15 protein-coding genes, 1 tRNA gene and 2 pseudogenes are annotated in these 25,360 nt (G+C 47.3%); 10 read left to right on the top strand and 8 right to left on the bottom strand.

Annotated features, from left to right (window positions below):
* Positions 1-75: 75 nt before the first annotated feature.
* Positions 76-148, bottom strand: a tRNA-Ala gene (locus QUB04_RS07215).
* 153 nt (positions 149-301) lie between these two features.
* Entirely contained in the window at positions 302-505 is a 204-nt protein-coding gene (locus QUB04_RS07210) for a hypothetical protein (RefSeq protein WP_096832242.1), read from the bottom strand.
* 337 nt (positions 506-842) lie between these two features.
* Between QUB04_RS07210 and QUB04_RS07205 the strand changes: the two genes are divergently transcribed.
* The 3 genes from QUB04_RS07205 (at position 843) to QUB04_RS07195 (ending at position 5,018) form a co-directional block, all read left to right on the top strand.
* Entirely contained in the window at positions 843-4,178 is a 3,336-nt protein-coding gene (locus QUB04_RS07205) for an Eco57I restriction-modification methylase domain-containing protein (RefSeq protein WP_333282756.1), read from the top strand.
* 201 nt (positions 4,179-4,379) lie between these two features.
* Positions 4,380-4,613: a hypothetical protein gene (locus tag QUB04_RS07200; RefSeq protein WP_333282753.1), complete on the top strand. Its 234-nt coding sequence runs from the start codon at positions 4,380-4,382 to the stop codon at positions 4,611-4,613.
* 6 nt (positions 4,614-4,619) lie between these two features.
* Positions 4,620-5,018 carry a PIN domain-containing protein gene (locus QUB04_RS07195; RefSeq protein WP_333282750.1) on the top strand — a complete coding sequence of 133 codons (399 nt, stop codon included), beginning with the start codon at positions 4,620-4,622 and terminating at the stop codon, positions 5,016-5,018.
* A 37-nt stretch (positions 5,019-5,055) separates the two neighbouring features.
* Here QUB04_RS07195 and QUB04_RS07190 read toward each other — a convergent pair whose 3' ends face one another.
* From QUB04_RS07190 to QUB04_RS07170, 5 genes are all read right to left on the bottom strand, one after another.
* The gene (locus QUB04_RS07190) at positions 5,056-5,325 is read right to left on the bottom strand and encodes a type II toxin-antitoxin system Phd/YefM family antitoxin (RefSeq protein ID WP_333146188.1); all 270 of its coding nucleotides are present in this window, start codon (positions 5,323-5,325) and stop codon (positions 5,056-5,058) included.
* A 143-nt stretch (positions 5,326-5,468) separates the two neighbouring features.
* The gene (locus QUB04_RS07185; protein WP_333282747.1) at positions 5,469-5,903 is read right to left on the bottom strand and encodes a hypothetical protein; all 435 of its coding nucleotides are present in this window, start codon (positions 5,901-5,903) and stop codon (positions 5,469-5,471) included.
* Positions 5,904-5,906: 3 nt separating this feature from the next.
* On the bottom strand, positions 5,907-6,104 hold the full coding sequence (locus tag QUB04_RS07180; protein WP_333146184.1) for a hypothetical protein: 198 nt from the start codon (positions 6,102-6,104) through the stop codon (positions 5,907-5,909).
* 58 nt (positions 6,105-6,162) lie between these two features.
* Positions 6,163-6,360, bottom strand: a complete 198-nt coding sequence (locus QUB04_RS07175; RefSeq protein WP_333282744.1) for a hypothetical protein — start codon at positions 6,358-6,360, stop codon at positions 6,163-6,165.
* A 220-nt stretch (positions 6,361-6,580) separates the two neighbouring features.
* Positions 6,581-11,353: a glutamate synthase-related protein gene (locus QUB04_RS07170; RefSeq protein ID WP_333282741.1), complete on the bottom strand. Its 4,773-nt coding sequence runs from the start codon at positions 11,351-11,353 to the stop codon at positions 6,581-6,583.
* A 719-nt stretch (positions 11,354-12,072) separates the two neighbouring features.
* Between QUB04_RS07170 and QUB04_RS32500 the strand changes: the two are divergent.
* The 4 genes and pseudogenes from QUB04_RS32500 to QUB04_RS07155 all read left to right on the top strand — a co-directional run.
* Positions 12,073-12,381 (top strand): annotated as a pseudogene (locus tag QUB04_RS32500) (hypothetical protein); the annotation flags it as partial.
* A gap of 141 nt (positions 12,382-12,522) precedes the next feature.
* Positions 12,523-12,915, top strand: a pseudogene (locus QUB04_RS32495) (sensor histidine kinase); the annotation flags it as partial.
* Between the two features lie 178 nt (positions 12,916-13,093).
* Positions 13,094-15,601: a phosphodiester glycosidase family protein gene (locus QUB04_RS07160; protein ID WP_333282738.1), complete on the top strand. Its 2,508-nt coding sequence runs from the start codon at positions 13,094-13,096 to the stop codon at positions 15,599-15,601.
* 215 nt (positions 15,602-15,816) lie between these two features.
* Entirely contained in the window at positions 15,817-15,999 is a 183-nt protein-coding gene (locus QUB04_RS07155; RefSeq protein ID WP_333282735.1) for a hypothetical protein, read from the top strand.
* A gap of 69 nt (positions 16,000-16,068) precedes the next feature.
* Here the strand turns inward: QUB04_RS07155 and QUB04_RS07150 are convergent, their stop codons facing one another.
* The gene (locus QUB04_RS07150; protein ID WP_333282732.1) at positions 16,069-17,202 is read right to left on the bottom strand and encodes a succinylglutamate desuccinylase/aspartoacylase family protein; all 1,134 of its coding nucleotides are present in this window, start codon (positions 17,200-17,202) and stop codon (positions 16,069-16,071) included.
* 258 nt (positions 17,203-17,460) lie between these two features.
* On the opposite strand from QUB04_RS07150, the gene QUB04_RS07145 reads away from it, so the two are divergent.
* The 3 genes from QUB04_RS07145 to QUB04_RS07135 all read left to right on the top strand — a co-directional run bounded on the left by QUB04_RS07145 (position 17,461) and on the right by QUB04_RS07135 (position 25,027).
* Positions 17,461-20,199, top strand: a complete 2,739-nt coding sequence (locus QUB04_RS07145) for an RNA helicase (protein ID WP_333282729.1) — start codon at positions 17,461-17,463, stop codon at positions 20,197-20,199.
* Positions 20,200-20,544: 345 nt separating this feature from the next.
* Positions 20,545-21,978, top strand: coding sequence for a transposase (locus QUB04_RS07140; RefSeq protein ID WP_333282727.1), 1,434 nt, complete (start codon positions 20,545-20,547; stop codon positions 21,976-21,978).
* Positions 21,979-22,285: 307 nt separating this feature from the next.
* The gene (locus tag QUB04_RS07135) at positions 22,286-25,027 is read left to right on the top strand and encodes a family 10 glycosylhydrolase (RefSeq protein WP_445301041.1); all 2,742 of its coding nucleotides are present in this window, start codon (positions 22,286-22,288) and stop codon (positions 25,025-25,027) included.
* Positions 25,028-25,360 lie beyond the last annotated feature (333 nt).

Below are 25,360 nucleotides of genomic sequence, written 5' to 3'. Positions count from 1 at the left end.
TGCTGTTTTGTGACCCTCCTACACTCTTTTTCTAGTTAATCGCTGTACTCCGGTTGTTACAAGGTTTGCGTTTTATGGAGAATAGCGGGCTCGAACCGCTGACCCCTACAATGCCATTGTAGTGCTCTACCAACTGAGCTAATTCCCCTTTCTTTTCGCGCTCTCAATCATGCCTTAACTGACCAATATTTGTCAAGCTTTTTGGGGAAATTAGTTTTGAGCCTTCGGCTGGCAAGGCTTTCGGCTTTTTTTCCACAAAACTCTCCTCGCTTCTGGACAATGGTCAATCGCCTACTATCATTTAGTAAGTGTGTTGGGATATTTCGCTCAAATGGCTCAAACAAGACCCCATGAGGAAGTAGACGACTAGCAGAGCGGCGGCTGATACCGCAACTAGGGTGCCGGCTAGCATTAGTGAAAATTCCCGTTGCGCGATCGCCTCCTGCATTAAGTGCAAAGACCAGGCAACGAGGGCAACGTCAATTATTAAAATAGAAACCAGCATAAGTTACGATTTGTAACAGCTTACCTATTGTAACAAAACTTTTCGCTCCGTGCAGATAAGCTCAGGCGTATTTAACTTTTGCTGTAAAACCCGAAGGGAGCAGCGGAAAGCTACTGAGAAAAAATTATAGCTTTTGGTGATAATTACAATATGCAAAGTAAATGAGAGCTAGCTCAGCTTTAGAGGTGGCGTTTTTGACTCTTGAGCGATCGCTCACGCTTTTTTGAGGGGGTAGGGTGCGATCGACCTTTGAGTATAACTGATTTGATAGCAGAAGGTCTGAGCCGCTGTTGCACTTGGATGCTGTAAAATTAACTTTATTAACCTGCTTGAAAAGATGACAAATCGCTCTACTCGCGCCCTTTTTCACAGCAAAACACTCAACACTGCTTTGCGTGCTTTTAGCTTTCCGCAAGATATGGAAGTGCGCCGCCAAAAATTGGGAACGTGGATTGCTGCACTTAAAACGGGTACGTTAGACGAAGTTAAAGAAGTTTCCCTGCACGGCAGTTTTATTAATGATATTTTTCAGGATATTTTGGGATATTGCTCGGTAATTCAAGGTGCGGGGAAAGCTTGGGAAATTAACGCGGAACAAACGATATCTGATGGCGGCGGTTCTGCTGACGGGGCGATCGGCTTTTTTACTGCTGCTGGCAATCCTAAAGGCAAAGCCGTGTCCCTGCAAGGTAAAGTGATTGCTCCGATCGAACTCAAGGGAGCGAAAAATGATTTAGACCGTCCCGCATCCGGGCGATCGGAATCAGCAGTTGACCAAGGTTGGCGCTACGCTAATTATACACCCGATTGTCGCTGGATTATTGTCTCTAATTATCGAGAGCTGCGACTTTATCATACCAATAAAACTCCTGCTTATTACGAACAATTTTTTCTGGCTGACTTGGCGGATATTGAAGCTTTTAAGCGGTTTTACTTTCTGCTGTGTCGCCGCAATTTTTTGCCGAAAAACCAAGAGCAAACAGGTTCTGTTATTGACAGACTGTTAAAAGACTCTGACGAAGCTCAAGAGGAAATCACCAATAAATTATATCAAGAGTACAAAGCAATTCGACTTGCTCTCGTCAAACATTTTCGCTTTACTGGGCCGCAGGATATCCCCAACCGCGATCGCGTACTCATCGAAAAAGCTCAAAAAACTTTAGACCGCGTTTTATTCATTGCTTTTTGTGAAGATAAAGGGTTGCTGCCGCCAAAAACACTCAGCAACGCTCACGACCACCAAGACCAATACAATCCTAGATTAATTTGGGAAAATTATCAATCTGTATTTCGCTGGGTAGATGTGGGAAATGATGACCCTCCTGTACCGGGATACAACGGCGGTTTATTTAAATTCGATCCGGTTTTAGACGCACAATTGACTGTGCCAAATCCTTTATGCAGTCTGCTTAATAAGCTGACGCGCTTTGATTTTGATACCGAAGTTTCCGTCGATATTTTGGGGCATATTTTCGAGCAGTCTGTTACAGATTTGGAAGAATTAAATGCTGAAACTGCCGGACAGGAATACAATCAGAAAAAAGGCAAGCGAAAAACTCAAGGTGTGTTTTACACGCCTGCTTTTATTACTCAGTATATTGTCGAGGTTTCTCTCGGTGGCTATTTGCAGCGGCGAGAGCAAGAATTGCGCGATTTATTCCTAATGGGCGAAGTTGCTGAAGTGTCGGTGCAGCCACCAAAGAAAACTGCAATTAAGTTTTGGAAAGCGTATCGAGACGAGGTGCTGCAAAAAACGCGCGTCATCGATCCGGCGTGCGGTTCGGGAGCTTTTTTGATTGCGGCTTTTGATTATTTGATGCAGCAGTACGAAAGAGTCGATCGCGAATTGAATGCTTTGGGCTGTAAGCCAAAAAACGGCAACTCGCTGGAATTTGACAGAAGCATTTTAAGCAACAACCTGTACGGCGTAGATTTGCTGCCGGAGTCGGCGGAAATTACCAAACTTTCTCTGTGGTTGAAGACGGCGGAACCTGGTAAAACCCTGACGTATTTGGATGATAATATTAAAGCGGGAAACTCGATTGTCGCTGACAGTAATGTAGCAGATACAGCGTTTGATTGGCAAGCTGAATTTCCCCGGATTTTTGCTGATGGCGGTTTTGATGTTGTCATTGGCAATCCGCCTTACGTGCGGCAGGAGTTGCTATCTCCAATTAAACCATACTTGCAAGCAAATTATGAATCATATAACGGCGTAGCAGACCTTTATACTTACTTTTATGAACTCGGATTAAACATTCTCAAACCGAAGGGAGTGCTTTCGTATATTGTCACAAATAAATGGCTGAGGTCGGGATACGGCGAACCTCTACGCAAGTTCTTTGCCAGTCAAGGTTTACTAGAGCAAATTATTGATTTCGGACACGCGCCAATTTTTGAGGATGCTGATACTTTTCCCTGTATTGTCGCCGTCAGAAAACCTAACGCTTCTCTATATATCTCGGAAACTGAAAGCGAGATTGAGCCAGGTAAATCTGAACCTAATTCGCCTGTGATCGTTTGTCCGGTTCCGCGCGAGGAACTTGCTAATATCAATCTCACACAATACGTTCAACAACACGGTTATCAAATTTCGCGAGATCGTTTCACTGCGAATGCTTGGAGTCTGGAACCTCCTGCTGTTGATGAGTTGATGCAAAAAATTCAACGAGTAGGTGTTCCGCTCAAAGATTTTGCAGGGGTTAAGCCTTTATATGGCATAAAAACAGGATTTAACGAAGCTTTTTTGATTGATGAAGCTACTAAAAATAGTCTGGTTCAAGCAGACCCTAAATCCGCTGAAATTATCAAGCCATTATTGCGAGGTCAGGATATAAAACGCTGGTATCCTCAATGGGATGAAGTTTGGATAATCTTCGCTCATAGAGAGATTGAGATAGAAAACTATCCTATAATAAAATCTCATCTGGAAAAATATAGAACTAAGTTAGAAGCAAGAGCAGGCAAACAATTATGGTGGCAGTGGCAAGCATCGCCCTCTTTTTGTAACCTATTTCAACAGCCTAAACTGAGCTATCAGGAAATTCAATTTCATCCAGCATATAGCTATGATAATAGGGGTTATTTGACCAACAATAAAGCTTTCATTATTCCGACTTCTGAATTGTATATCTTGGGAGTGCTTAATTCAGCACTTATGTGGTGGCACAATTGGCGGTATTTACCGCACATGAAAGATGACGCACTGAGTCCCGTTGGCGAATTGATGGAAAAGCTTCCGATCGCACCACCAACTGACTCAATTCGTGCCGAAGTAGAACCAATTGTCAGCCGTTTAATTGAAATCGCCAAAACTAATCAAGAAACTCATCGAGATGTCTTGCAATGGCTGGAAATCACTTATTTAATTGATAAACTCGGACAAAAACTCGAAGATTTTTCGGCCCTTTCCTTTGCTGAATTCGTAGCAGAAATCAGAAAGCGAATGCCGAAAACTAAATCCTCCGATCCTCTCGGCGTTGCTGGACTAAAAGCAGTCCGCGAAACTTATAATGAATATGCACCGGCCATTCAATCTCGCAAAGCTGAGGCGTTGAGACTCGAACACCGTTTATCCGACTTAGTTAATCAAGCTTATGGATTGACACCGGAAGAAATAGATTTGATGTGGAAAACAGCACCTCCGCGAATGCCGATCGCCCGACAGATTTGATAGAATAACTGTTTGTAAACGATCAATTTTTGCCATTTTCCAGTTGTTTTACTGTTTCTACAAAGGTTTGGGCACCCACCATTTGAGACTGAGGCTGAAACTATAATATCAAAAAATTGTGTTTTTTGGGGAATATTTGTTAGACTGGGATTGTGAGCTAGCGAGTCGATAGACCATACTTTGTACGCGAGGTGAATCATTATGCTCCAAGCATTTGAAGGAATTTACAGAAATGGAGTCATCGAACTTTTAGAAGTTCCTGAAAACATTTATGAAAGCCGCGTCCTGATTACTTTTTTGGCTGCGCCATCCATTCCTCGATCGCCTACATTTATCCAGTTTGGAATGTTTGCAGGTTCTCATCAATCCACAGAAGCAGATTTCGAGATGGCCGAGTTTCAAGGGGATACTGACGATGAATTAGATTGGTCATAGCTGCCGATGAAATATGTCATTGATACCCACGCGCTGATCTGGTTTCTCGAAGGAAATCAAAGATTGGGGACTCAAGCCCAAGCAATTCTCTCCAATTTGACCAGTCAGCTTGTTCTACCTGCGATCGCCTTGGCTGAAGCTGCATGGATTGTAGAACGAAAAAAAACATCAATTCCATCTGTGAATGCTTTGTTGAATGCAATTAACAGCGATCCTAGAATCGCGATTTATCCACTTGATAGAACTATCATCAATCAAACGCTCAGCTTATTGAGCATCCATGAAATGCACGATCGTCAAATTGTAGCAACCGCAATGATTTTGCAAAATCAAGGTGAAACTGTTGCGCTGTTGACGTGCGATGGAAATATTACGGCTTCAGGTGTAATTTCTGTTATCTGGTGATTGTATTTATAATAAAATAACGGTTATTTGTAAACCATCAAGTTTCGCCATTTGTCAGTTGTTTGAGTGTTTCTACAAAGGTTTTAGTACCCACCATTTGAGACTGACTCAGGGCAGATTTTGCAGAATCGCCTAAAAGCATATCTTCTACTTCCATCAGTCGCTCTATCAAGCGCTGATAGGCATCAGCGGACATAATTACGTGGCTGGGCTGCGATTTATCTGTGAGTAAAACTGGCTCGACAGCAGCTCGGTTAAAGACTGTCCCCTGTGGATTGCAGGCTTCTGCGAGGGTGTAACTTTGCATGACAGATGTTATGAGTGTGGGTTGTGTCTATTTTAGGCAAAATTGTGAGGGATTGGGAGGTCGATCGCCACTTTTGTTTTAGCCAACCGCAAATAATCAAAAAAGGTATGAAAATTTCCATACCTTCCAAGTCAAGATTATTTTTAAACAAGTGCTGTTGCCTGCTTTGTTTGTTCGAGATACTGCCGATACTCTTCCTCGGAACCGAAAGAGTCAACTGAAACCGTAGCTTTTGGCATCGGTATCAATGGTGTCTTAATGGGGGAGTATTTACAGTAGCAAACCACGATCACCTCAAACGCATTGTTGGGGATGGCTGTCGGGTATTCTTCTACTCTAATTACTTCCCAGTCGCCTACCCGGTAGTGACTATCAGCACCGGCTATTTGGGTGTCTTCAAATTCTGTCAGAGTTTGGAACTCTAGCGGCCGATAACCAGGTTCAGGAATCGGTGAATTTGATGAATCAAAATACTCTGCCAGAATGTCGGTTAGCCCTCCGGTGTGAGCTAAAAGTCTGTTCTCGGCACCTTCTTCTTCTGTCCAGTCAGCGCGAAAAATAATGTATTTTCTGCTCATTTGTTAATCCTCCTCGTCTTCATCCATGTAGTTAGGAAAACTGGTTTCACCTTCAAATATGCAGGAGTATTTGAGGATGGAGTCTTTTGTCGGTTTGATTCGTAGCAGTCGCCAGCCGTATTTTTCCTGCATTGCATAACACCGCCGTCGTTCGGTGACGGAGTGGCTTGAGGTGACTTCCTCTGGTTGAGAATTGGTCACAACGATCGTATCTCCATAATGTTCATTTGAATGGTGTCAATGGCAAGGTCATTTAGATTTAGGTTGTTGAGTTCGATCGATCTGGGTGTTGCTGCTTGCGCTCTAAGAGCGTTTTCCGAACGACTGCCAGCACTAAGCTGGGCACACTTCTGAACTCCGAATCAGCCCATTCTTGCAAAACCTCATATTCTTCGGGGTTCACTCGGATAGTGATTACAGGCTTTTTGGAAGGCATTGCTTGTTGGCTCGCATACATTAATACCCATTATCTCTACTCTTTACCTTCAAACACTTGTTCTGGGGTGACACACCTGTCTCATATAACTTTAAAAGTTGCTTATGTTAACAGGTGTACCACCTGACATTTAGTATAACACCGTAGTGTTGCGATCGACTCTACAACTCAAAAACCCAGAATAATCATCAAAAAAAGGGGCAACTCGCGTCGCCCCTCATCTATTTAACCAACTGGAAAATTAAACTTCCACAGCAATCTTTTGTTCCGAAGCCTCCGGCGAATTCGCTTCACTTGGCGGCACAACTTGCCAGAATTTCGGCAAATATTCCGACCAATTTGCTAAAATCTTCTCAGCTTTCTTGCTGCCGGTTCGATCGCACTGAGCCTCAATCAACTCCTTCAATTGCGCCTCCCCAGCCGCCGTACAAACGCGCTGCATCTTCACAATCTCCCCGTTGACGTGAGCCGGGAAACTGCCATCTTCATCGAGGAAATAAGCCAAGCCGCCAGTCATTCCAGCGCCGACGTTGCGGCCGACTTTTCCTAACACGACAATCACGCCGCCAGTCATGTACTCGCAGCAGTGATCGCCCGCACCTTCAATGACTGCTTTCGCCATTGAATTACGCACCGCAAACCGTTCGCCAGCTTTACCCGCAGCCAACAGAGTTCCCCCCGTCGCACCATACAAACAAGTGTTACCGACGATCGCATTTTCAGAAGCATCATAAGTCGCACCAGCCGGCGGTGCGATCGCGATTTCGCCGCCGTGCATCCCTTTACCAACGTAGTCATTGGCTTGGCCTGACAGTACCAGCGTCATCCCCGGCAAATTGAACGCGCCGAAGCTTTGGCCCGCGCTACCAGTGCAATTGAGGGTGATTTGACCGCTAAAACCGGTGTTGCCGTGTTGCTGTGCGATCGCACCACTGATTCTTGCGCCTACAGTGCGATCGGTATTCACCAATTTTACACTCTTGCTAACAGTGCCGTGATTGGCGATCGCACTTTGAATCTCAGCATCCGCCAGCAAATCATCGTCTAACACTGGGCCGTTGGTGTGTACGTCGCCGTGGATCAAGAAAGATCGATCGCTCTTAGTATCCGGTAACTTGGTCAAACAATCCAAATTAATCGCTTGGGTTTTAGTTAGTTTCACCCCCTCGCGCATTGTCAGCAAATCCGCGCGGCCGATGATATCTGCGATCGACTTATAACCCAATTTCGCCAGCAAACTCCGCACTTCTTGTGCTACGAAATAGAAGAAATTAACAACGTGTTCCGGCGTTCCGGGGAACCGTTTCCGCAAGTGTTCTTGTTGAGTTGTCACACCCACCGGACAACTATTCATGTGGCAAACGCGAGCCATAATGCAGCCTTCTGCAATCATTGCCACCGTGCCGAAACCGTACTCTTCGCCGCCCATTAAAGCGCCTACAATCACGTCCCAGCCGCTTTTAAAGCCACCGTCAACGCGCAGCAAAACTCGATCGCGCAATTTATTTTCCATCAGCACCCGGTGAACTTCTGTCAATCCGAGTTCCCACGGAGAACCTGCGTGCTTAATCGAACTCAGTGGCGAAGCACCGGTGCCGCCATCGTGACCGGAAATTTGAATCACATCAGCATTTGCCTTGGCGACACCGGCGGCTACAGTCCCGATGCCAACTTCCGACACCAACTTCACCGAAACTCCTGCTTTCGGATTGATTTGGTGCAAGTCAAAAATTAACTGCGCCAAATCCTCGATCGAATAAATGTCGTGGTGAGGAGGAGGCGAAATCAGCGTGACACCCGGTTTCGATCGGCGCAAATAAGCAATGTACTCGCTCACTTTCGGCCCCGGCAATTGACCGCCTTCACCCGGTTTCGCACCTTGTGCGATTTTAATTTCGATTTGTTGGGCGTTCATCAGGTACTCAGGAGTCACCCCGAAGCGTCCAGAAGCTACTTGTTTGATGGATGAAGAAGCTGTATCGCCGTTTTGCAAACCTTTTAAGTGAGGTAGCGTTTGTGAGAAACCGGCTGCGCTCACATCGTTTAGCACTTTGTAGCGCACCGGGTCTTCGCCGCCTTCGCCGGAGTTGGATTTGCCGCCGATGCGGTTCATCGCAATCGCTAGCGTTTCGTGGGCTTCCGGGGACAAAGCGCCGAGGGACATACCGCCGGTGGCGAAGCGCTTGACAATATCTGCTACAGATTCTACGTCTTCAATGGGAATGGAAGGGCGATCGCTCACAAAATCCAGCAAATCCCGTAAAGCCGTTACCGGGCGATTTTCGAGCTGTTGCTTGTAAACCTCGTAATGGTCGTAGGCACTTTCACCATTTTTGTCACCAATTGGTGTCATTTTTGGTTCGGCCCCATTGCCGTTAGCGTTAGTTTGAGCCTTAAAAGTAGTCACAGCCTTGTGCAAAGCCTTCGCCATTTCCGGGCTGTTCATGTGATATTCACCACCACGGCGGTACTGCACAAAGCCGTAATTTTCGAGCTTTTTGAGGTGCAATTCTGGGAAAGCCTGACTGTGGAAAGACATTACCTCGTTAGCCAGTTCCGCGACACTCAAACCGCCGATGCGAGAAACAGTGCCTTTGAAACCCAAATCGAGCAAATCACCGCCAATGCCGATCGCCTCAAAGATTTGCGCCCCCTGATAGCTAGCCAGCAGTGAAATCCCCATTTTCGACATAATCTTCAGCAAGCCGTTTTCCACCGCTGTGCGGTATCTAGCTTGAGCCTGCGTCACGGTAATATTAGGAACTTTGCCGTGCTGCATCAAGTTTTGAGTCTTGCTGTCAGACCACCAGGCGCGCACGCTTTCCAAGGCCAGGTAAGGGCAAACAGCCACCGCACCGTAACCAATCAAACAAGCGAAGTGGTGAGTGCTCCAACATTGGGCGGTATCCACAACCAGCGAAGTTTGCATCCGCAGCCCGACGCTAATTAAGTGGTGGTGAACCGCACCAACTGCGAGGAATGGGGGAATATAAGTGAATTCTGCACTCAATCCCACACTAGATAAATCTCCCTCTTCCTTCTCCCCTCTTCCTTCTTCCTTCTTCCTTCTTCCTTCTTCCTTCTTCCTTCGATCGCTCAAAATCAGAATTCTCGAACCCTCGCGCACCGAAGCAGCCGCCTCTTGACAAAGTTGCTCGACTGCTGTTTTTAAACCACAAGGCCCGGCCGCAATTTTGTAAAGCGTTGACAATTCGGTTGCGGGGAAAGACTTTTGCTCTTTCAAGAAAGATAATTCAGCGTCGTTGAGTACGGGGGAATCAATTTTCAGCCGCTTGGCATTTTCTGGCACTGCTTGCAGTAAATTGCCCCGCAGGCCCACATTCATCGTCAGCGACATCACCATCCCCTCGCGCAGGGGGTCGATCGGCGGATTTGTCACTTGAGCGAACCGCTGTTTGAAATAGTTGTACAGCAACTGAGGCTTTTCTGACAATACAGCTAAGGGAGCGTCGTCGCCCATGCAGAAAGTCGGTTCTTTCCCAGAACTCGCCATCTCGACGATCACCATGTCCAAATCTTCTGCTGTGTAGCCAAAAGCAGTTTGGGTTGCTAACAGGGTTTGGGAGTCGAGGGTTGCTGTTTCGGCAAAAGGCTGCGGTTCCAAGGTTTCGCGGTGTTTTTGCAGCCATTCGCCGTAGGGGTGCCGCTTAGCAATTCGCTGCTTGAGTTGCCAATTTTTGAGAATTTCTTGAGTTTGCAGGTCAACTGCAATCATTTGTCCTGGCCCCAAACGGCCTTTTTCGACAATATCTGCTTCGGGAATATCGACAACTCCGGCTTCGGAAGCCACAATTACCAAACCGTCTTTAGTAATGCAGTAGCGGGCCGGCCGCAAACCGTTGCGATCGAGCGTAGCACCTACTTGTTTGCCGTCGCTGAACACCAGCAGTGCCGGGCCGTCCCAAGGTTCTTGAATGCCGCTGTAATATTCGTAAAAATCGACAATTTCTGGATAGGGAGCCAAATCCGGCTGATTTTTGTAGGCTTCGGGTACCAGAATTGTCAGGGATTCTAGGGGGGTGCGGCCGGAGTGCACCAACAACTCCATCACGTTGTCCAAGTTTGCCGAATCGCTGCTTTCGGGGTTGACAATTGGGTTAAACGTGTCGATATCCGCTTGACTCCAATTCGGGTGAGCTAAATTCGCTTGCCGCGCCTTCATCCAGGTAATATTGCCCAACAGCGTGTTAATTTCGCCGTTGTGTCCCAGCAAGCGCATCGGCTGGGCTAAGTGCCAGCGGGGCATGGTGTTGGTGCTGAAGCGCCGGTGATAGACGGCAAAGGAGCTTTTATAAGCGGGATTTTTCAGGTCTTGGTAAAATTCTGCCAATACGGCCGATCGCACCATGCCTTTATAGACGATCGTGCGGCAGGAGAAAGAGCAAGTATAAAAGTCTTGGCGGGTGAAGTTGGGTCGATTTGACAGCGCGTGTCCGATCGTGCGGCGCGCCAAAAATAGATGTTTGTCGAGTTCGTCTCCGGCTAAGTGCGGTGAACTGACTATTACTTGTTCGATTTGAGGTTGATTTTCTAGCGCTTGCTCGCCCAAAACCGACGGTACAATGGGAACTTTGCGCCATCCCACAAGTTTCAGCCCGCGATCGGTCAGAACTTGCTCAACCACCTGCCGCGCTATAGTTGCTTGAAATTTATCTTGAGACAGGAACAGCATTCCCACGCCGCAGTTTTCCCGCGCCGGAGGCACAATTCCCTGTTCGGCAAACCAAGTATCCAGCAATTCCCAAGGAATCGCGGTCATCAAACCCGCACCGTCGCCGGAATCAGAGTCGGCGCTGCAACCGCCGCGATGTTCCAGACAAGTTAAAGCTGGCAGCGCTTTTTGAATAATCGAGTGGGTGGCTTCGCCGCTTTGGTTGGCAATAAAGCCCACACCGCAGGCATCTCTTTCTTCCACTAACCAGCTTTGGCCGGCGAATGGAGTTCCTCGCTCAGTTTGATGCACGTTTCTGTTTGGATCGATCGTGTTACCCATGTTGATTGAATGTTATTTCCGTGATTGTGTGGTTGATGCGTTTTTATAGCTCGGAGAGAGAAGGCTGCCGAGCGGTGGGAGCCTAGTAAACTTTAAAACAGCACATTGCAAGCTGATTGGAGAAAAATTTACGTCGATGCTGCCTGTACTTAGCACTAAAACCCTGTTTGCAGATTTCACATTATCTCGCTCGCATCGCCTCGGAGATGTCTCCTAGAATACCCGGCTGTTAAAAAGCAGTGATTCTTTGGGAAATCGCCGCCATGCAACTAGATACATTGCAGGCGATCTAGTTTTTTGTGTGGGTTTTTCCTGAGTTCGGAAGGGTAGCCTTGCGGACTCAGGTAGATAGTAACTTTAGCGTTATTTTGCTTGCTGCGCTGTTGAGTTGCTTTCGTCAGCGCCCGCAGACACAAAAGCCACCTGCCCGCTCAGTCGGTAGGTGCAATGTAGCAGCGCGGTTCACAACTGGTGAAACCTGTCTTATTGTGAAGTCAACTCTCAAGCTGCGAACATCAAGTTTATCAAAAAATTGATAAAATTTCACCCATTACAGTCAGAGTTTGCGTGCAAGTCTTGTCAGCGATCGTCCAGAACCCCGGCTAAGATGCCTAGCCGAAAAAGGTTGACTGTTTTCCCTAAGCCTATTTTGTATTTTTTTACCCACAAACGTTTTTGACACTCTCAGGTCTACAGACGCGCTTGATTCTTGATTCGTTGATTTGTTCGAGCTAATCGATGTATATCAAGATAGTTTTCCCAAGCCCGGAGCTAAAGTTGCAGAAAAAATCGAGGCCATAGACTGGGAGTATTTGCGAGAAGATTTGCCCAAATTGATTGGCTCGATGAAGGAAGGAGTCGATCGCATCCGCAATATCAGTCCAAGTTTGAGAACGTTTTCCAGGGCAGATAGCGATCAACCAGTTTCTTTCAATATTCACGATGGACTCGAAAGCACTCTGCTAATTCTCAAGCACCGTTTAAAAGCCAGCGAGTTTCGCCCTGCCATTGAAATTGTGAAAGAGTATGGTAACTTGGGGAGCATCTCAATGAAAGCAGCCCAGCCCAAAATTGGAGTTAGGAGTCAGGAGTCAGGAGCCAGGAGAAAAGAGTCAGAAGGAAGAAGTCAGGAGCCAGAAGAAGTGTTTTTACAAAGATGAGATGCTCCCGGTAACTTGCCTCTAGTAAAATGCTTTCCCGGACAGTTAAACCAGGTATTTATGAATGTGCTGGCTAATGCAATTGACGCTCTGGAGGAGTCAAATAAGGGTCGGAGTTTTAGTGAAATTAAAGCCCTACCTAATCAAATTACGGTTAAAACTGCTCTGAGCGAAGACCCAACTCAGGTTTTGATTCGCATTAAGGATAATGGAGTGAGGATGTCGGCCGAAGTCAAGGAAAACATCTTTAATCACTTATTCACAACCAAGCCGGTGGGTCAAGGAACTGGATTAGGATTGTCTATAGCCCACCAAATTGTTGTGGAAAAACATGGAGGTACGTTACTCGTGAATTCTTCTTTGGGGCAGGGTTCGGAGTTTGTGATTTGTATTCCGGGGTGAGCAGTTTGTAGTAGGGCTTGAGGGCAATTAGTGCGATCGGCTAACCTAGACTCGATCGAGAGCTTCATGCCGATCGTAGTCATCGTCAAAAATATCGGATTTAGTAAGAACAAACATACGGATTTTCCGGGTTTCTAAATCCCCATGCGTTTAGAAGTGAAATTGTGAGTTGTAAGCTGTGAAACGTAATTTTTTCTATTGGCGTCTAATATTGTCAGTCTCGATTTTACCCGTACTGGCGATCGTCCCGTCTTTTGTCGGGAATCAACCCGCAAGAGCACAAGAGGGGGAGAGGGCTGGGTTGATGGATGCTTCCAGAGCCCGCCAGGGAATGAATTCCCTGGCTGATAGCGAAAGTCGGTTGAAACTCACATCTTGCACCATTCTCAAGAACAGGCAAGATGCCTGTTCCACAAAGAGTGAATTTTCTTGTGGAACAGGCATCTTGCCTGTTCATAAAAAGCTGATTGAGAATGGTGCAACATCTCAGTTGAAACCGACTGAAATATTGACAGATAGTCCTCTTGAGAGGACTTCAGCTATGAGACAGGGAATTCATTCCCTGTCGGACTATAGGTTTTTGGCTCAATCTGTACCCCCATTTTCGATAATCAAACAAGGCCGCCAAGTGTCTCTAAACGGCCGCATTCTCCCCCTAAGTTGGACTCCGCATTTGATTGATGCTTCCAGAGCCCGCCAGGGAATGAATTCCCTGGCTGATAGCGAAAGTCGGTTAAAACCGACTGAAAAATTGAGCGATAGTTCTCTTGAGAGAACTTCAGCTATTATGAGACAGGGGTTTCAACCCGTATCGGACTATAAGTTTTTGGCTCAATCTGTACCGCCCTCTTCGAGAGTTAGACAAGGCCGCCAAGTTTCTCTAAACGGTCGCATTCTCCCCCTAACTTGGACTCAGCAGCCGGCAAACAGCACTTCTGGGAATTTCCGAACTTGGATTGCTGACGTTGGATTGATGCAAAGTGCGGGAGTAGATTTGCTTAGCAGCGCCGACAGTACCAAACAACCGGTGCAGTGGTTTTCGGTATCTTTAACAGGTTCTCAAAGCTTAGCAGCGCGGGCAACAGGCTCGTATCGTTACTTAGATGTTACCGATTTTGTGTCCCTTGCGGGCTGGCAGATATCAGCAGATGGTAATGTTTTGAGAATCACGTCTCCCGCGGCAAATGTTACCGGAATTCGGCAAGCAGAAATAGAATCGGGCGATCGCATTGTATTAGATATCGATCAACCAACTCCCTGGCAAGTCAACTTTGTCAATAAACCAATCCCGTCGCCGACACCCACACCCAACCCCCCGGACGACCCCACAAAGCCCGCTATCCCACTGCCAAACCTCCGCACTGCGCCAAACCTCGAAACACCAGACGACCCGACCAAACCCGCCCTGCCACTGCCAATAACGCCCGCAGCGCCGATCGCCGGTCAAGAATGGTCGATCGCGATCGATGCCAAAGTCGCACCCGCCATAATTCAGCAGACTTTCTCAACCAGCAAACAATTGCTATCACTAAAAGTCGAACCTGACGGCGTTCAAACCAAAGTCAAAGTGACGATTCCTTTGGGTTGGCGGCCGCAAGTTTTCAGCCTGGGAAATCCCAATCGATTAGTTATCGACATTCGGCCAGATTCGTTAGTAGAAAAAAACATTGTTTGGGCTCCCGGTGTGCAGTGGCGGCAGCAGTATCAGAATTTAGGAACCGCGCGTTTTCCGGTAGTTTGGTTAGAAGTTAACCCCCGTCAAGCTGGTGTGAAAATTCGACCAATTCTCAGCAATCCGCCTGCCGATCAAGGCACTGCACCTTTATTGCAAACAGCAGAAATTTCGGGAGCGGCTGCGGCGATTAATGCAGGTTTTTTCAATCGAATTAATCGCTTAGCTTTAGGAGCAATTCGGCGGGACAATAAATGGCTTTCCGGGCCGATATTGAACCGGGGGGCGATCGCCTGGAACGATCGGGGAGAATTTGCGATCGATCGTTTGACTTTGCAAGAAACTGTGATCACTTCGGCAAATCAAATTTTGCCGCTTTCTCATCTCAATAGTGCCTACGTACAACCGGGAATCGGTCGCTACAATTCTGATTGGGGAACAACTTATACTCCGTTGTCTGGCAATGAAATAGTTGTGACAGTTGCGGGCGATAGAGTTGTCAGCCAATCCCCCGGAGGTGCGGTGGGAACAACAACTTTTCCCATTCCAGCTAACGGTTATATTTTGGCTTTGCGTGCCGATTTGTTCCCTGCATCTGAACTCTCTATCGGCACTTTACTGCGTTTAGAAACTAACACTTTTCCTGCTGATTTCAACCGTTTTCCCTACATTCTCGGCGGCGGGCCGGTGTTGGTACAAAACAGTCAAGTTGTGCTGGATGCTAAGGCGGAAGGGTTTAGCGATGCGTTTGTTAGACAGACAGCAATTAGAAGTGCGATCGGGCGAACTGCTGCGGGGAATTTGCTGATTGTAGCGGTGCACAATCGTGCGGGCGGGGCGGGGCCAAATTTCGCAGAACTGGCGCAGATATTGCAGCAAATGGGTGCTGTGGAGGCTTTAAATTTGGATGGGGGAAGTTCGACGAGTTTGTATTTGGGAGGTAGTTTGCTCGATCGACCTCCGTCAACGGCGGCGAGAGTTCATAATGCGATCGGTATTTTCATTCAACCATAAACCGTCACGTTAAATTGTAGGGTGCGTCAGCGTCCGTTATCTTTTCAAAAATCGAGAATCTCCCCACTGACGCACCTTACAAACTCTTGTCCCCCCTTTGCTAAGAAGGGGAGTAAGAGTTAGCCCCTTGCTAAGGGGGAGGAGTAAAAGTTTCTATAATCCCAAATAGAGTGGCTTGTTTGTATGTGATGATAACGCGATATTCCCCGCGAAATTTGCAGGGTCAAGACCCGTTTTTGGCGGTTTTACAAAATGATGCGGTTCCTGTGCGCGATCGCACTTCTGCGATTCCTCAACCGCTAGCCACCGTTATCGATCGCGCTTTAATTGACAATCCTGAAATTTATTATAAAAGTGCGGCTGAATTTAAACAAGCCCTATTCAATAGTATATCGTAAATTATGGTTCGACTACCAATAGGTTTTCAGAAACGCGGTTTCTTGAAGAAACCGGGTTTCTTGGTATTCTCAATCTGCCATCACCGACAACACATACTCTCCTTGATTTACTGACTGATTTGTGGAAACATCAAAAATGAAAACATCCGATTCAGCACAAACATCAACCAAACTGGGAAATTCCCCATTCTTATTAAAGCTGAGAATTTGATAAAGCCGATCGCCCTTTTTGACATAACTCCCCAATTGCACTCGATTTTGAATCATCCCGCCCGCCGGCGCGTAGTATTTGAACACTGAATTCTTGGGGGTAAAAATAACGTGATGATTCGCAGTTTTCGGGAGAGGGAATCCATCTATTTTCAATAAACCCTTACTTGCTAAGTAATTTTTGATGCCCCGCAAGCCATTCGCCACCGACTCGGGATTCATTTCCATCCCCGAACCTAATTCTAAAGTCCAAGCTTCCACATCAAATTGGATTGCACTTCCCAACTGGGCCAAAATCTTCTCCAAAGCCAGCCAAGGCTTGAGAAACGCCTCGTCAAAAGCATCGCCGTCGTACTCGTCCATCAAGATTGCCCGATCGAGTAAAAAAGCTTTCGCACTCTCCTCGCGGGAATTAAAACAGTAAAGGTAATCTAAACTTTGATTCGTAGAACTGTGCAAGTCCAGCACATAGTCAGCATCCAAACACAAAGATTGTAGCTGATATCGGTAAAGCTCGCTGTAGGGGCGGCAACTAGGAGCGTTAATTTTTGCCAACTCTTTCGCAAAACTCAAAGCAATCGCTTTTCTGTAATTAACTTTGACAGTATCGGCATCGAGATGGATGTGAGAATTAGCAAAACCAAGAATATCTTCCCCTTGTTTTTCAAAATCCCAGAAAATTCGGTTCCAATTTACCCCATCATAAAGATTGTAGCGACCAGGGGAAAAATGGTGCGATCGCTGACTGACACCCACAGGATTGCAAACCGGAACTAGCCAAATTTCCCCGCTTAACTGGCTGCTGTCCAAAGACATTAAAAACTCAATTAATTGGTAAATCACAGCATTACCGCTAATCTCAGCGCCGTGCAGGTTAGATTGGAGATAAGCTTTTTTGCCGGGAATCGCACCTTGGAACTGATAGACTTGCAGTGAAAGCCGATCGCCCGAAGCAAGCTGCACCACAGGAATAGTCGAAATAACAGGAATCATAGAGAAGGAAACTTGGGGAATGGGGAATGGGCATGGAGCATGGGGCATGGGGCATGGGGCATGGGGCATGGGGCATTGGTAACTGGTAATTGTTACTAATGACTAATGACTAATGACTAATGACTAATGACTAATGACTAATGACTAATGACTTAATAGCCGATTTGCGGGCGTTGGTCTAAAATCAATACAGTCCTCTGCTGACTTGCTTTCAGCAAGATTTAAGCATACTTACCCTGCAACCTTATAATAATCCTTGTGCCAGACACTGCCCAGAACCGCCCAGAGCTGGATCTGAAGACCATATTTCCCTTCGAGCTAGATAACTTTCAGAGAGAGGCGATCGCCGCCCTCGATGCAGGTAAATCCGTTGTCGTGTGCGCTCCCACAGGCTCTGGGAAAACGTTAATCGGGGAATACGCCATCCATCAAGCACTCTCCAGAGGGCGGCGCGTCTTCTACACCACTCCCCTCAAAGCACTCTCTAACCAAAAGCTGCGCGACTTCCGCAGTCAATTTGGAGACGACAACGTAGGTTTGCTGACGGGCGACATCTCCGTCAATCGAGATGCGCCGATTTTGGTGATGACTACCGAAATATTTCGGAATATGCTCTACGGTACGCCGATCGGAGAAGTCGGTACTTCCCTCACCGGAGTCGAAACCGTGGTGCTCGACGAGTGTCACTACATGAACGATCGCCAGCGTGGTACCGTCTGGGAAGAATCCATCATCTACTGTTCGAGCGAAATTCAACTGCTCGCCCTCTCAGCAACCGTTGCCAATAGCGACCAACTCACAGACTGGATTAACAAAGTCCACGGGCCCACAGAGCTCGTCTACTCAGACTTTCGGCCAGTACCGCTGCAATTCCACTTCGCCAATCAAAAAGGGATATTTCCCCTATTAGACGAGACCGGCAAAAGAGCCAATGTCCGATTAGTCCCCAAAAAGAAGCAGCAAAAAGTAGAAAGAGGCAGCATCCCCACTCCGAGTTTGACCGATGTTTTGGCCCGGTTGGACGATCGAGATATGCTACCAGCAATTTACTTCATCTTCAGCCGTCGCGGGTGCGACCAAGCAGTCGCAGAAGTCGGCAATTTCTCCCTAGTTAACGAAGCCGAAACAGCCGAACTCAAACGCATCATTGACGATTTTTTACAGCGAAACCCAGAAGCAGAACGCTTCGGTCAAAAAGAAGCACTTTTAAAAGGCATCGCCGCCCACCACGCAGGCATTTTGCCCGCTTGGAAAGGTTTAGTAGAAGAACTTTTTGGCAGAGGTTTGATAAAAGTCGTATTTGCCACCGAAACCCTAGCAGCCGGGATTAATATGCCCGCCCGCACCACAGTCATTTCTACCCTGTCCAAGCGCACCGACAAGGGACACCGACTGCTAAACGCTTCAGAATTCCTGCAAATGGCCGGTCGGGCGGGTCGGCGGGGCATGGACAAGCTGGGGCACGTGGTCGCAGTTCAGACGCGCTTTGAAGGCGCAAAAGAAGCCTCTTATTTGGCAACAGCCAAAGCCGACCCCCTCGCCAGTCAGTTTACGCCCAGCTACGGCATGGTGCTGAATTTGCTGCAAACACACACTCTCGACGAAGCTCAAGAGTTGGTAGAGCGGAGTTTCGGTCAATACCTGTCTACCTTGTACTTGCAGCCGCAGCAAGAAGAATTAGACCGATTGCAAGCAGAATTGGCGGTGCTTGAACAGTCCCTGGCGGCCGGAGGAAATGTCTCCACCCTGGAAAAAGAGCTCGCTCATTACGAAAAATTGCAGGGAAGACTCAAAGAAGATAAACGTTTGCTGAAAACTCTATTGCAGCAAGCTGAAGAAGCCAGATTTAAGGAGATGTCCGTAGCTGTGGCTTTTGCAGTGCTTGGCACGGTTCTGAGTCTCAAAGGTAAGCACGTTCCGACAGCTAAACGATCGCACACAACTCCTGTACCCGCCGTATTGGTTGCCAAAATTGCAGGTTCCGGCCAAGCACCAAATTTGGTGTGCTTGGGCAAAGATAACCGCTGGTATGTCGTCGCCATTAGCGATGTCGCGAGTCTGCACGCCGAATTACCCCGCTTGAGCGTTGCAGATACCTTGAACCCGCCGCCGGAAATGCTCCTGAGACTCGGCCAATGCCGCTTGGGAACTGAAGAAACTGCTTCAATTGCTCAATCGATCCCAGAATTGCCGACACCAGAACCGAGCCCAGAGGCGATCGAGCAACAGCAGAAAATCGCAGCCGTAGAAGCTAAGCTAGAAATTCACCCGGTTCTAGAATGGGGCAATCCCGGTACTTTGCTCAAACGCCAGCGCCGCCGGGAAGAATTGAAAAAAGAAGTTCGCAAAAGCGAACAAGACTTAGAAAAGCAGCGAGCTCGCTACTGGGAGCAATTTCTCAACTTAATCGACATCTTGCTGAATTTTGGCTGCTTGGAAAGAGTAGTTTCGGCAACAGGAAACCGAGATGACTCCTCCGACAGGTTGGTACCGACAATCTTGGGCCAAGCTTGCGCCGCCATTCGTGGCGATAACGAACTGTGGCTGGGTTTGTCCCTGATGTCTGCAGAGTTTGACGAACTCGACCCCCACCACCTCGCGGCTGCTTGCGCGGCCTTAGTTACAGAAGTTTCCAGACCGGACAGTTGGACTCACTACTCGCTGTCGCCAGAAGTTTTGGCACCTTTGGACAATCTGCAAAAAGGCCTGCGCCGCCGATTGTTTCAAGTTCAGTACCGTCATGAAGCTGCAATCCCGATTTGGCTGGAACGGGATTTAGTGACTTTGGTCGAGCAGTGGGCTCTGGGTGTTGAATGGCTGGAACTGATTAGCCATACGAGTTTGGATGAAGGGGATGTGGTGCGGATTTTGCGCCGGACTTTGGATTTCTTGTCTCAGATTCCTCATGTTCCTCATGTTTCGGATGCTTTGCGGAGGAATGCTTGTCGGGCGATGCAGTTAATCGATCGATTCCCGGTGAATGAAGCTGCAACTTAGAAAAGTGTTGACAATTGACAGTTGACAGTTGGCTGTTGACAGTTGGCTGTTGGCTGTTGGCTGTAAGCTGTCCGACATCTAAATTGTATTTTTGGTTTTTCAACCCAAATGCACCCAGGTTTTAACTAGCAGCCGGGAAGTCCCTCGGTATATTTAAAGGGGACACATCTGAGCGTTGCGCGAAGTACCCCGAATAAATTACGCCCGCGTGATGGAAAGAAGCGTCGGGTGGAGGTACGGAAACCGACAATTAGACATTGCAAGCACCTTAAACTTTGATGTAGTTTCTAAACATTGAGTTAAAAAGATGATACATTAAAGTAGGTCGAAAAAAGGAAGTTTCTAATGCAAATAACATACAAATACCGCCTCAAGCCCACAAAAGCCCAACTATTAATAATAGAGGCTCATTTAGAACTTTGTCGCCGACAGTACAACTACCGACTTGGCGAAAGATTTAGGTGGTGGGAAGCCACGAGAACACCTATAAACGCCTGCCCATTGATTGTTTCGATAGTCCCTGTTGAGGAGATTTATCAAAATATTCCCTTGACTAGAGTGCAAACCAGGAATGGCAGAAAAAAGGATGAGTCAGGCAATTCTTTGACCAAGAAAGGTGATGTTTTCTCGAACATTGAAGGCGGATATGTACAGTGGCCAACGATACAACGGGCGGACCTGAAAAATACTAAAAAGCTATTTCCTGATTATAAAACGCTAGATTCTCAGGTCTTGCAAGATGTAGTCAACAGAGTTGAGACTTCCTTTTCCAACTTTACTACGCCCGATAAAAATGGCAATCGTAGAGGAAAGCCGAGGTTCAAAGGGTTTCACTACTACAAATCTTTCACTTATCCTCAATTAGATAACTTACATATTGTTAAGGATGAGCAAGATAGGATCTGTATTAGCCTCGCAAAAATAGGTCAAGTACCTATGGTGTTCCATCGCCCCATACCAGCAGGATTCAAAGTTAAGACGGGGAGCGTCATCAAAGAAGCGGATGGGTGGTATATTTCCCTGACGCTAGAAGATAAAACGGTTCCCGTAACGGTTGCAGAAATTCAACCGACTGAAAAAAATACTGTTGGCATTGATTGGGGAGTCACTAATTACGTCTATCTTTCCAATGGCGAAAGAGTTGAGAATCCTAGATTTTTGAGGAAATCGGCTCAGAAATTAGCAAGGCTTCAAGCGAAGTTAGCTAATAGAGTCAAGGGTTCTCAACCTTGGAAAATAATCAAGGACAAGGTTTCCCAACTCCATCAGTTCGTAGCTAGAGCTAGATTAGATTTTCAATTTAAAACTGCACATGAGCTACTTAGCAAGTGTGAGGTTTTAGTTGTTGAAGATTTGAGCGTCAAAAATCTAACTAGACGTGCCAAGCCCAAGACTGATATTGAGAATGGTAATTTGGTTTATTTGCCTAACGGTCAGTCAGCTAAGAGTGGTTTGAATAAATCCATGCTTGATGCTGCTCACGGGCAATTCGCCAACGTTCTGAAATATGTCGCCTGGAAACTAGGTAAAAGTGTTTTGTTTGTTGATCCAAAGGGAACTTCCCAGCACTGTTGGAACTGCCTCAACAAAGTCCCGAAAGAATTATCGGAACGGTGGCATTCTTGCCAATGTGGAGAATCTTTGGATCGAGATGAAAACTCAGCCAAACTTATAAAGAAGATTGGATTGAGTTACGAAAGTGGCGGGGGAACTCCGTCACTCAAAAAAGCCTTTGAAAAAAAGGAAAAAGAAGCCTGCGGTCTAACTGTACTCAGTTGACCGTCAGGTTCGTTCACTCTAAAATCGTTTCCGGTTGCATCGGTATTGTTCAAATGCCCAAACAGTCAAAAGTCAACAGTCATGAGGAATAGATCCCGATTTAAATCCAAAATCCAAAATCCAAAATCCAAAATCTAAAATCCAAAATCTAAAATCGATCGATCGCACTTTTTCCTGATTCAGGTTGCAGAACAGGATAGACAATTGTATGGTGCGGATCGATCGCTCTTAATTGTTATTAAAATTTTCTTTAGCGGTGTGGTGAGTAATTCTCATATTTATGCAACAAATCAAAAAGCCTGTTCAAATGCCTGATGCCTGCTCCCAGGTTCAAAAAATTCGCTTTTTCACTTTCTTGCAAAGAGTCTTAATTGGAACTCTAGCGAGTACATTACTCAATCTCTTCATCCTATTTCCCTCTCCGAGTTTCGCAGAAGTAGTTCTGGGCGTTGTTCGCAGTTCCGAGAATTCTCCCGACTGGGTAAAGATTACCACGCGCCTCTGGGAAAGTGGCATTGCTTACAAACCAATCAATCTCGAAGAAATCAAAAGTACGGCGGATTTAACAGGCGTTAACGTGCTGTTTTTGCCCAATATTGAAACTTTGAGTCCGACGCAAATTAAAGTTTTAGAAGCTTGGGCCTCCCAGGGCGGCCGCTTGATTGCTTCGGGCCCAGTCGGCCGCAGTTCCCCGGCCTTGGTTCGCCAATCTTTGCGATCGCTCCTTGGGGCCTATTGGGCTTTTCCGTTAACCCAACCGGCGACTCCGCAACCGCGCAGCCGCTGTCGGGATCTCGCTTGCAAAACTTCTAGCAGTTGGATGCCCCCAGAACAAAAAAATGCCTCAGTCCAAGGCGGTGTCTTGATTCCGGCTGATGCAAACAGTCAAACTATTGCTACTTGGAAAGATAGTTCCGGTTCCTCCGCAGCCATCGCCACGGATCGCGCTACCTATCTCGGCTGGCGCTGGGGTAGCGACGGTTCGGCAAATGTAGATAAGGCTTGGCTGCAAGCCTCGATCGCCCGCTGGGGAGGCACAATCGCTTCGCAGCCTGTAGCGCCGCCCACTGCTGCCGCGACCCCACTGCCAACTCCCCCCTCAAGAGTCACTAGAAACACCCCTAGTTTGCCGCGTACTACCCCGCTGAGCCGACTTTCTCCCTCTGGCTCGCTTTCCGATCCTGTTCCTGCAACTTTTACAGACCCTTCTGATCAGTCGGCGCCGGCGGGTTTGGACGTGCAGCCAAATTCCAATAAGCCGATCGTCAGCATTGAAGCGTACTTGATGCGCCAAGAACTCACTAACCTCCTCGGCAGGTTTGAAAGCGCCCTGACAGCATCTAATTCAGCCAATACCGCCATCAATCTCAATGCTGCTACCTCCCCTCAACTGGTGGCGGCAGAACAGGGCGGAGGCGGGCAGGCAACCAGCCGCCCCCCTGTTCTGCAAGCGATCAGGGGGCGGGCGATCGCCCAAGCGCGGCAGGTTTTGCAAACTTTCGACCAACTCCTGCAAGAGCAAAACTACGCGGAGGCGAGATCGCAGTGGGTGGAAGCGCGGCAGTTGCTGTGGGAAAATTACCCGAAGGAAGGACAGCGCGTTGGGGCGGAAATTCGCGCGGTTTGGCTCGATCGCGGGACGATCGTCGCAGCACGATCTGAACAGGGTTTGGCGGCAGTGTTCGATCGACTCGCCGCCGCCGGTATCAATACAGTTTTCTTTGAAACTTTGAATGCCGGATATACCATTTATCCCAGTCAAGTTGCACCGCAACAAAATCCCCTGACTGTTGGCTGGGACCCGCTGGCATCGGCAGTTAAATTAGCTCACGAGCGAGGCATGGAACTGCACGCTTGGGTTTGGGTTTTTGCCACAGGAAATAAGCGCCACAATACTTTAATTGGCCAGCCTAGTTCTTATCCAGGCCCGGTGCTTTCCGCCCATCCACAGTGGGCTAATATTGACAATAAAGGACGCACGCAAAATCCTAACGATGGTAAATTTTATCTCGATCCGGCGAACCCGGAAGCGCGGAATTATTTGCTACAAATTGTCAGCGAAATTGCCAATAACTACAAAGTAGATGGGGTGCAATTAGACTATATTCGCTATCCTTTTCAAGATGACAATGCGAATTTTACTTACGGTTACGGTATTGCGGCGAGGCAGCAATTTAGGCAGTTGACTGGTGCTGATCCGGTGAATATTTCCCCCAGGAACGGCAGTTTATGGCGGCAGTGGGTTGAGTTTAAAACTAATCAAATTAATAGTTTTGTAGCTGAAGTTTCTCAGCTTTTGCGCCAGAATTATCCGCGCACAATTCTGTCGGTGGCGGTGTTTCCACACCCGGAAAGTCAGCGGATTTACAAAATTCAGCAAAATTGGGAAGTTTGGGCTCGTCAGGGCATTGTAGATTTGATTGTGCCGATGACTTATGCTTTGGATACGAACCGACTTCAGCGCATCACCGAACCGCTGGTAAAGGAACAAATTCTGGGTTCGGCTTTGATTTCTCCCTCGGTTAAGTTGTTGACTCTCCCGGAAGTTGTGGCGATCGACCAAATTCAAGCTTTGCGCGATTTGCCGACTGGGGGCTATGCTATTTTTGCGGTGGAAAGTATCAGCAGCGGGATGCAGGGGTTTTTTAACCGCACTCAAGGCACCCCAGTGCGTTCCACTTCTGCTGCGGAGCCGATTCCTTACCGACAGCCGTTTGCAGCGGCGGCTTCGCGGTATACTGCTCTCAAGCAGGAATGGAGTTTTTTGTTGGCTAACAATCAGTTGCGGATGTCGGAATCTGAACTGAAGGTTTTGCAAAGTCGAGCGGATGAATTGGCGCAAGCTTTGAGCAAGTTGGCGGCAAATCCTTCTAGGGAAAGTTTAGCAACAGCTAAAAGATTGTTGGGGAGTTTTCAATCTCAATTTCAATCTTCGATGCGCTTGCATTCTGCCGAAAATAGCTATCAAGTGCAAACTTGGCAAAATCGTTTGGAGAGTTTGGATATGCTTTTACGTTACGGCGAAAGGATGGAGTTGAATCGCAGGTAAATACAGATTTTTGGGGTGTGCGCTGGTTAGCTACTGTTTGTTTAAACTCACATCTTGCACCATTCTCGCTTAACAGGCTTTTCGGCCTGTTCCCCAAAAAGTGAATTTTATTGTGGAACAGGCCGAAAAGCCTGTTCATAAAAAGCTTATTGAGAATGGTGCAATACATAAGATGATTTCGACTTAGGGGCGATCGCGCCAATTATCTGTATCAGTAGTTACGAAAAACTCGGAGTATAAATACGCTATAGCGGTTCTCAAGCGTTGTGAGTTATGGGGGCTTTGTCCTATGCCCTATGCCCTATGCCCACGGAGGCCTATGCCCTATGCCCT

The organism is Microcoleus sp. D2_18a_B4 (assembly GCF_036702475.1).
Taxonomy (GTDB): Bacteria; Cyanobacteriota; Cyanobacteriia; order Cyanobacteriales; family Microcoleaceae; genus Microcoleus.
This window is presented reverse-complemented; position numbering and strand designations above follow the sequence as displayed.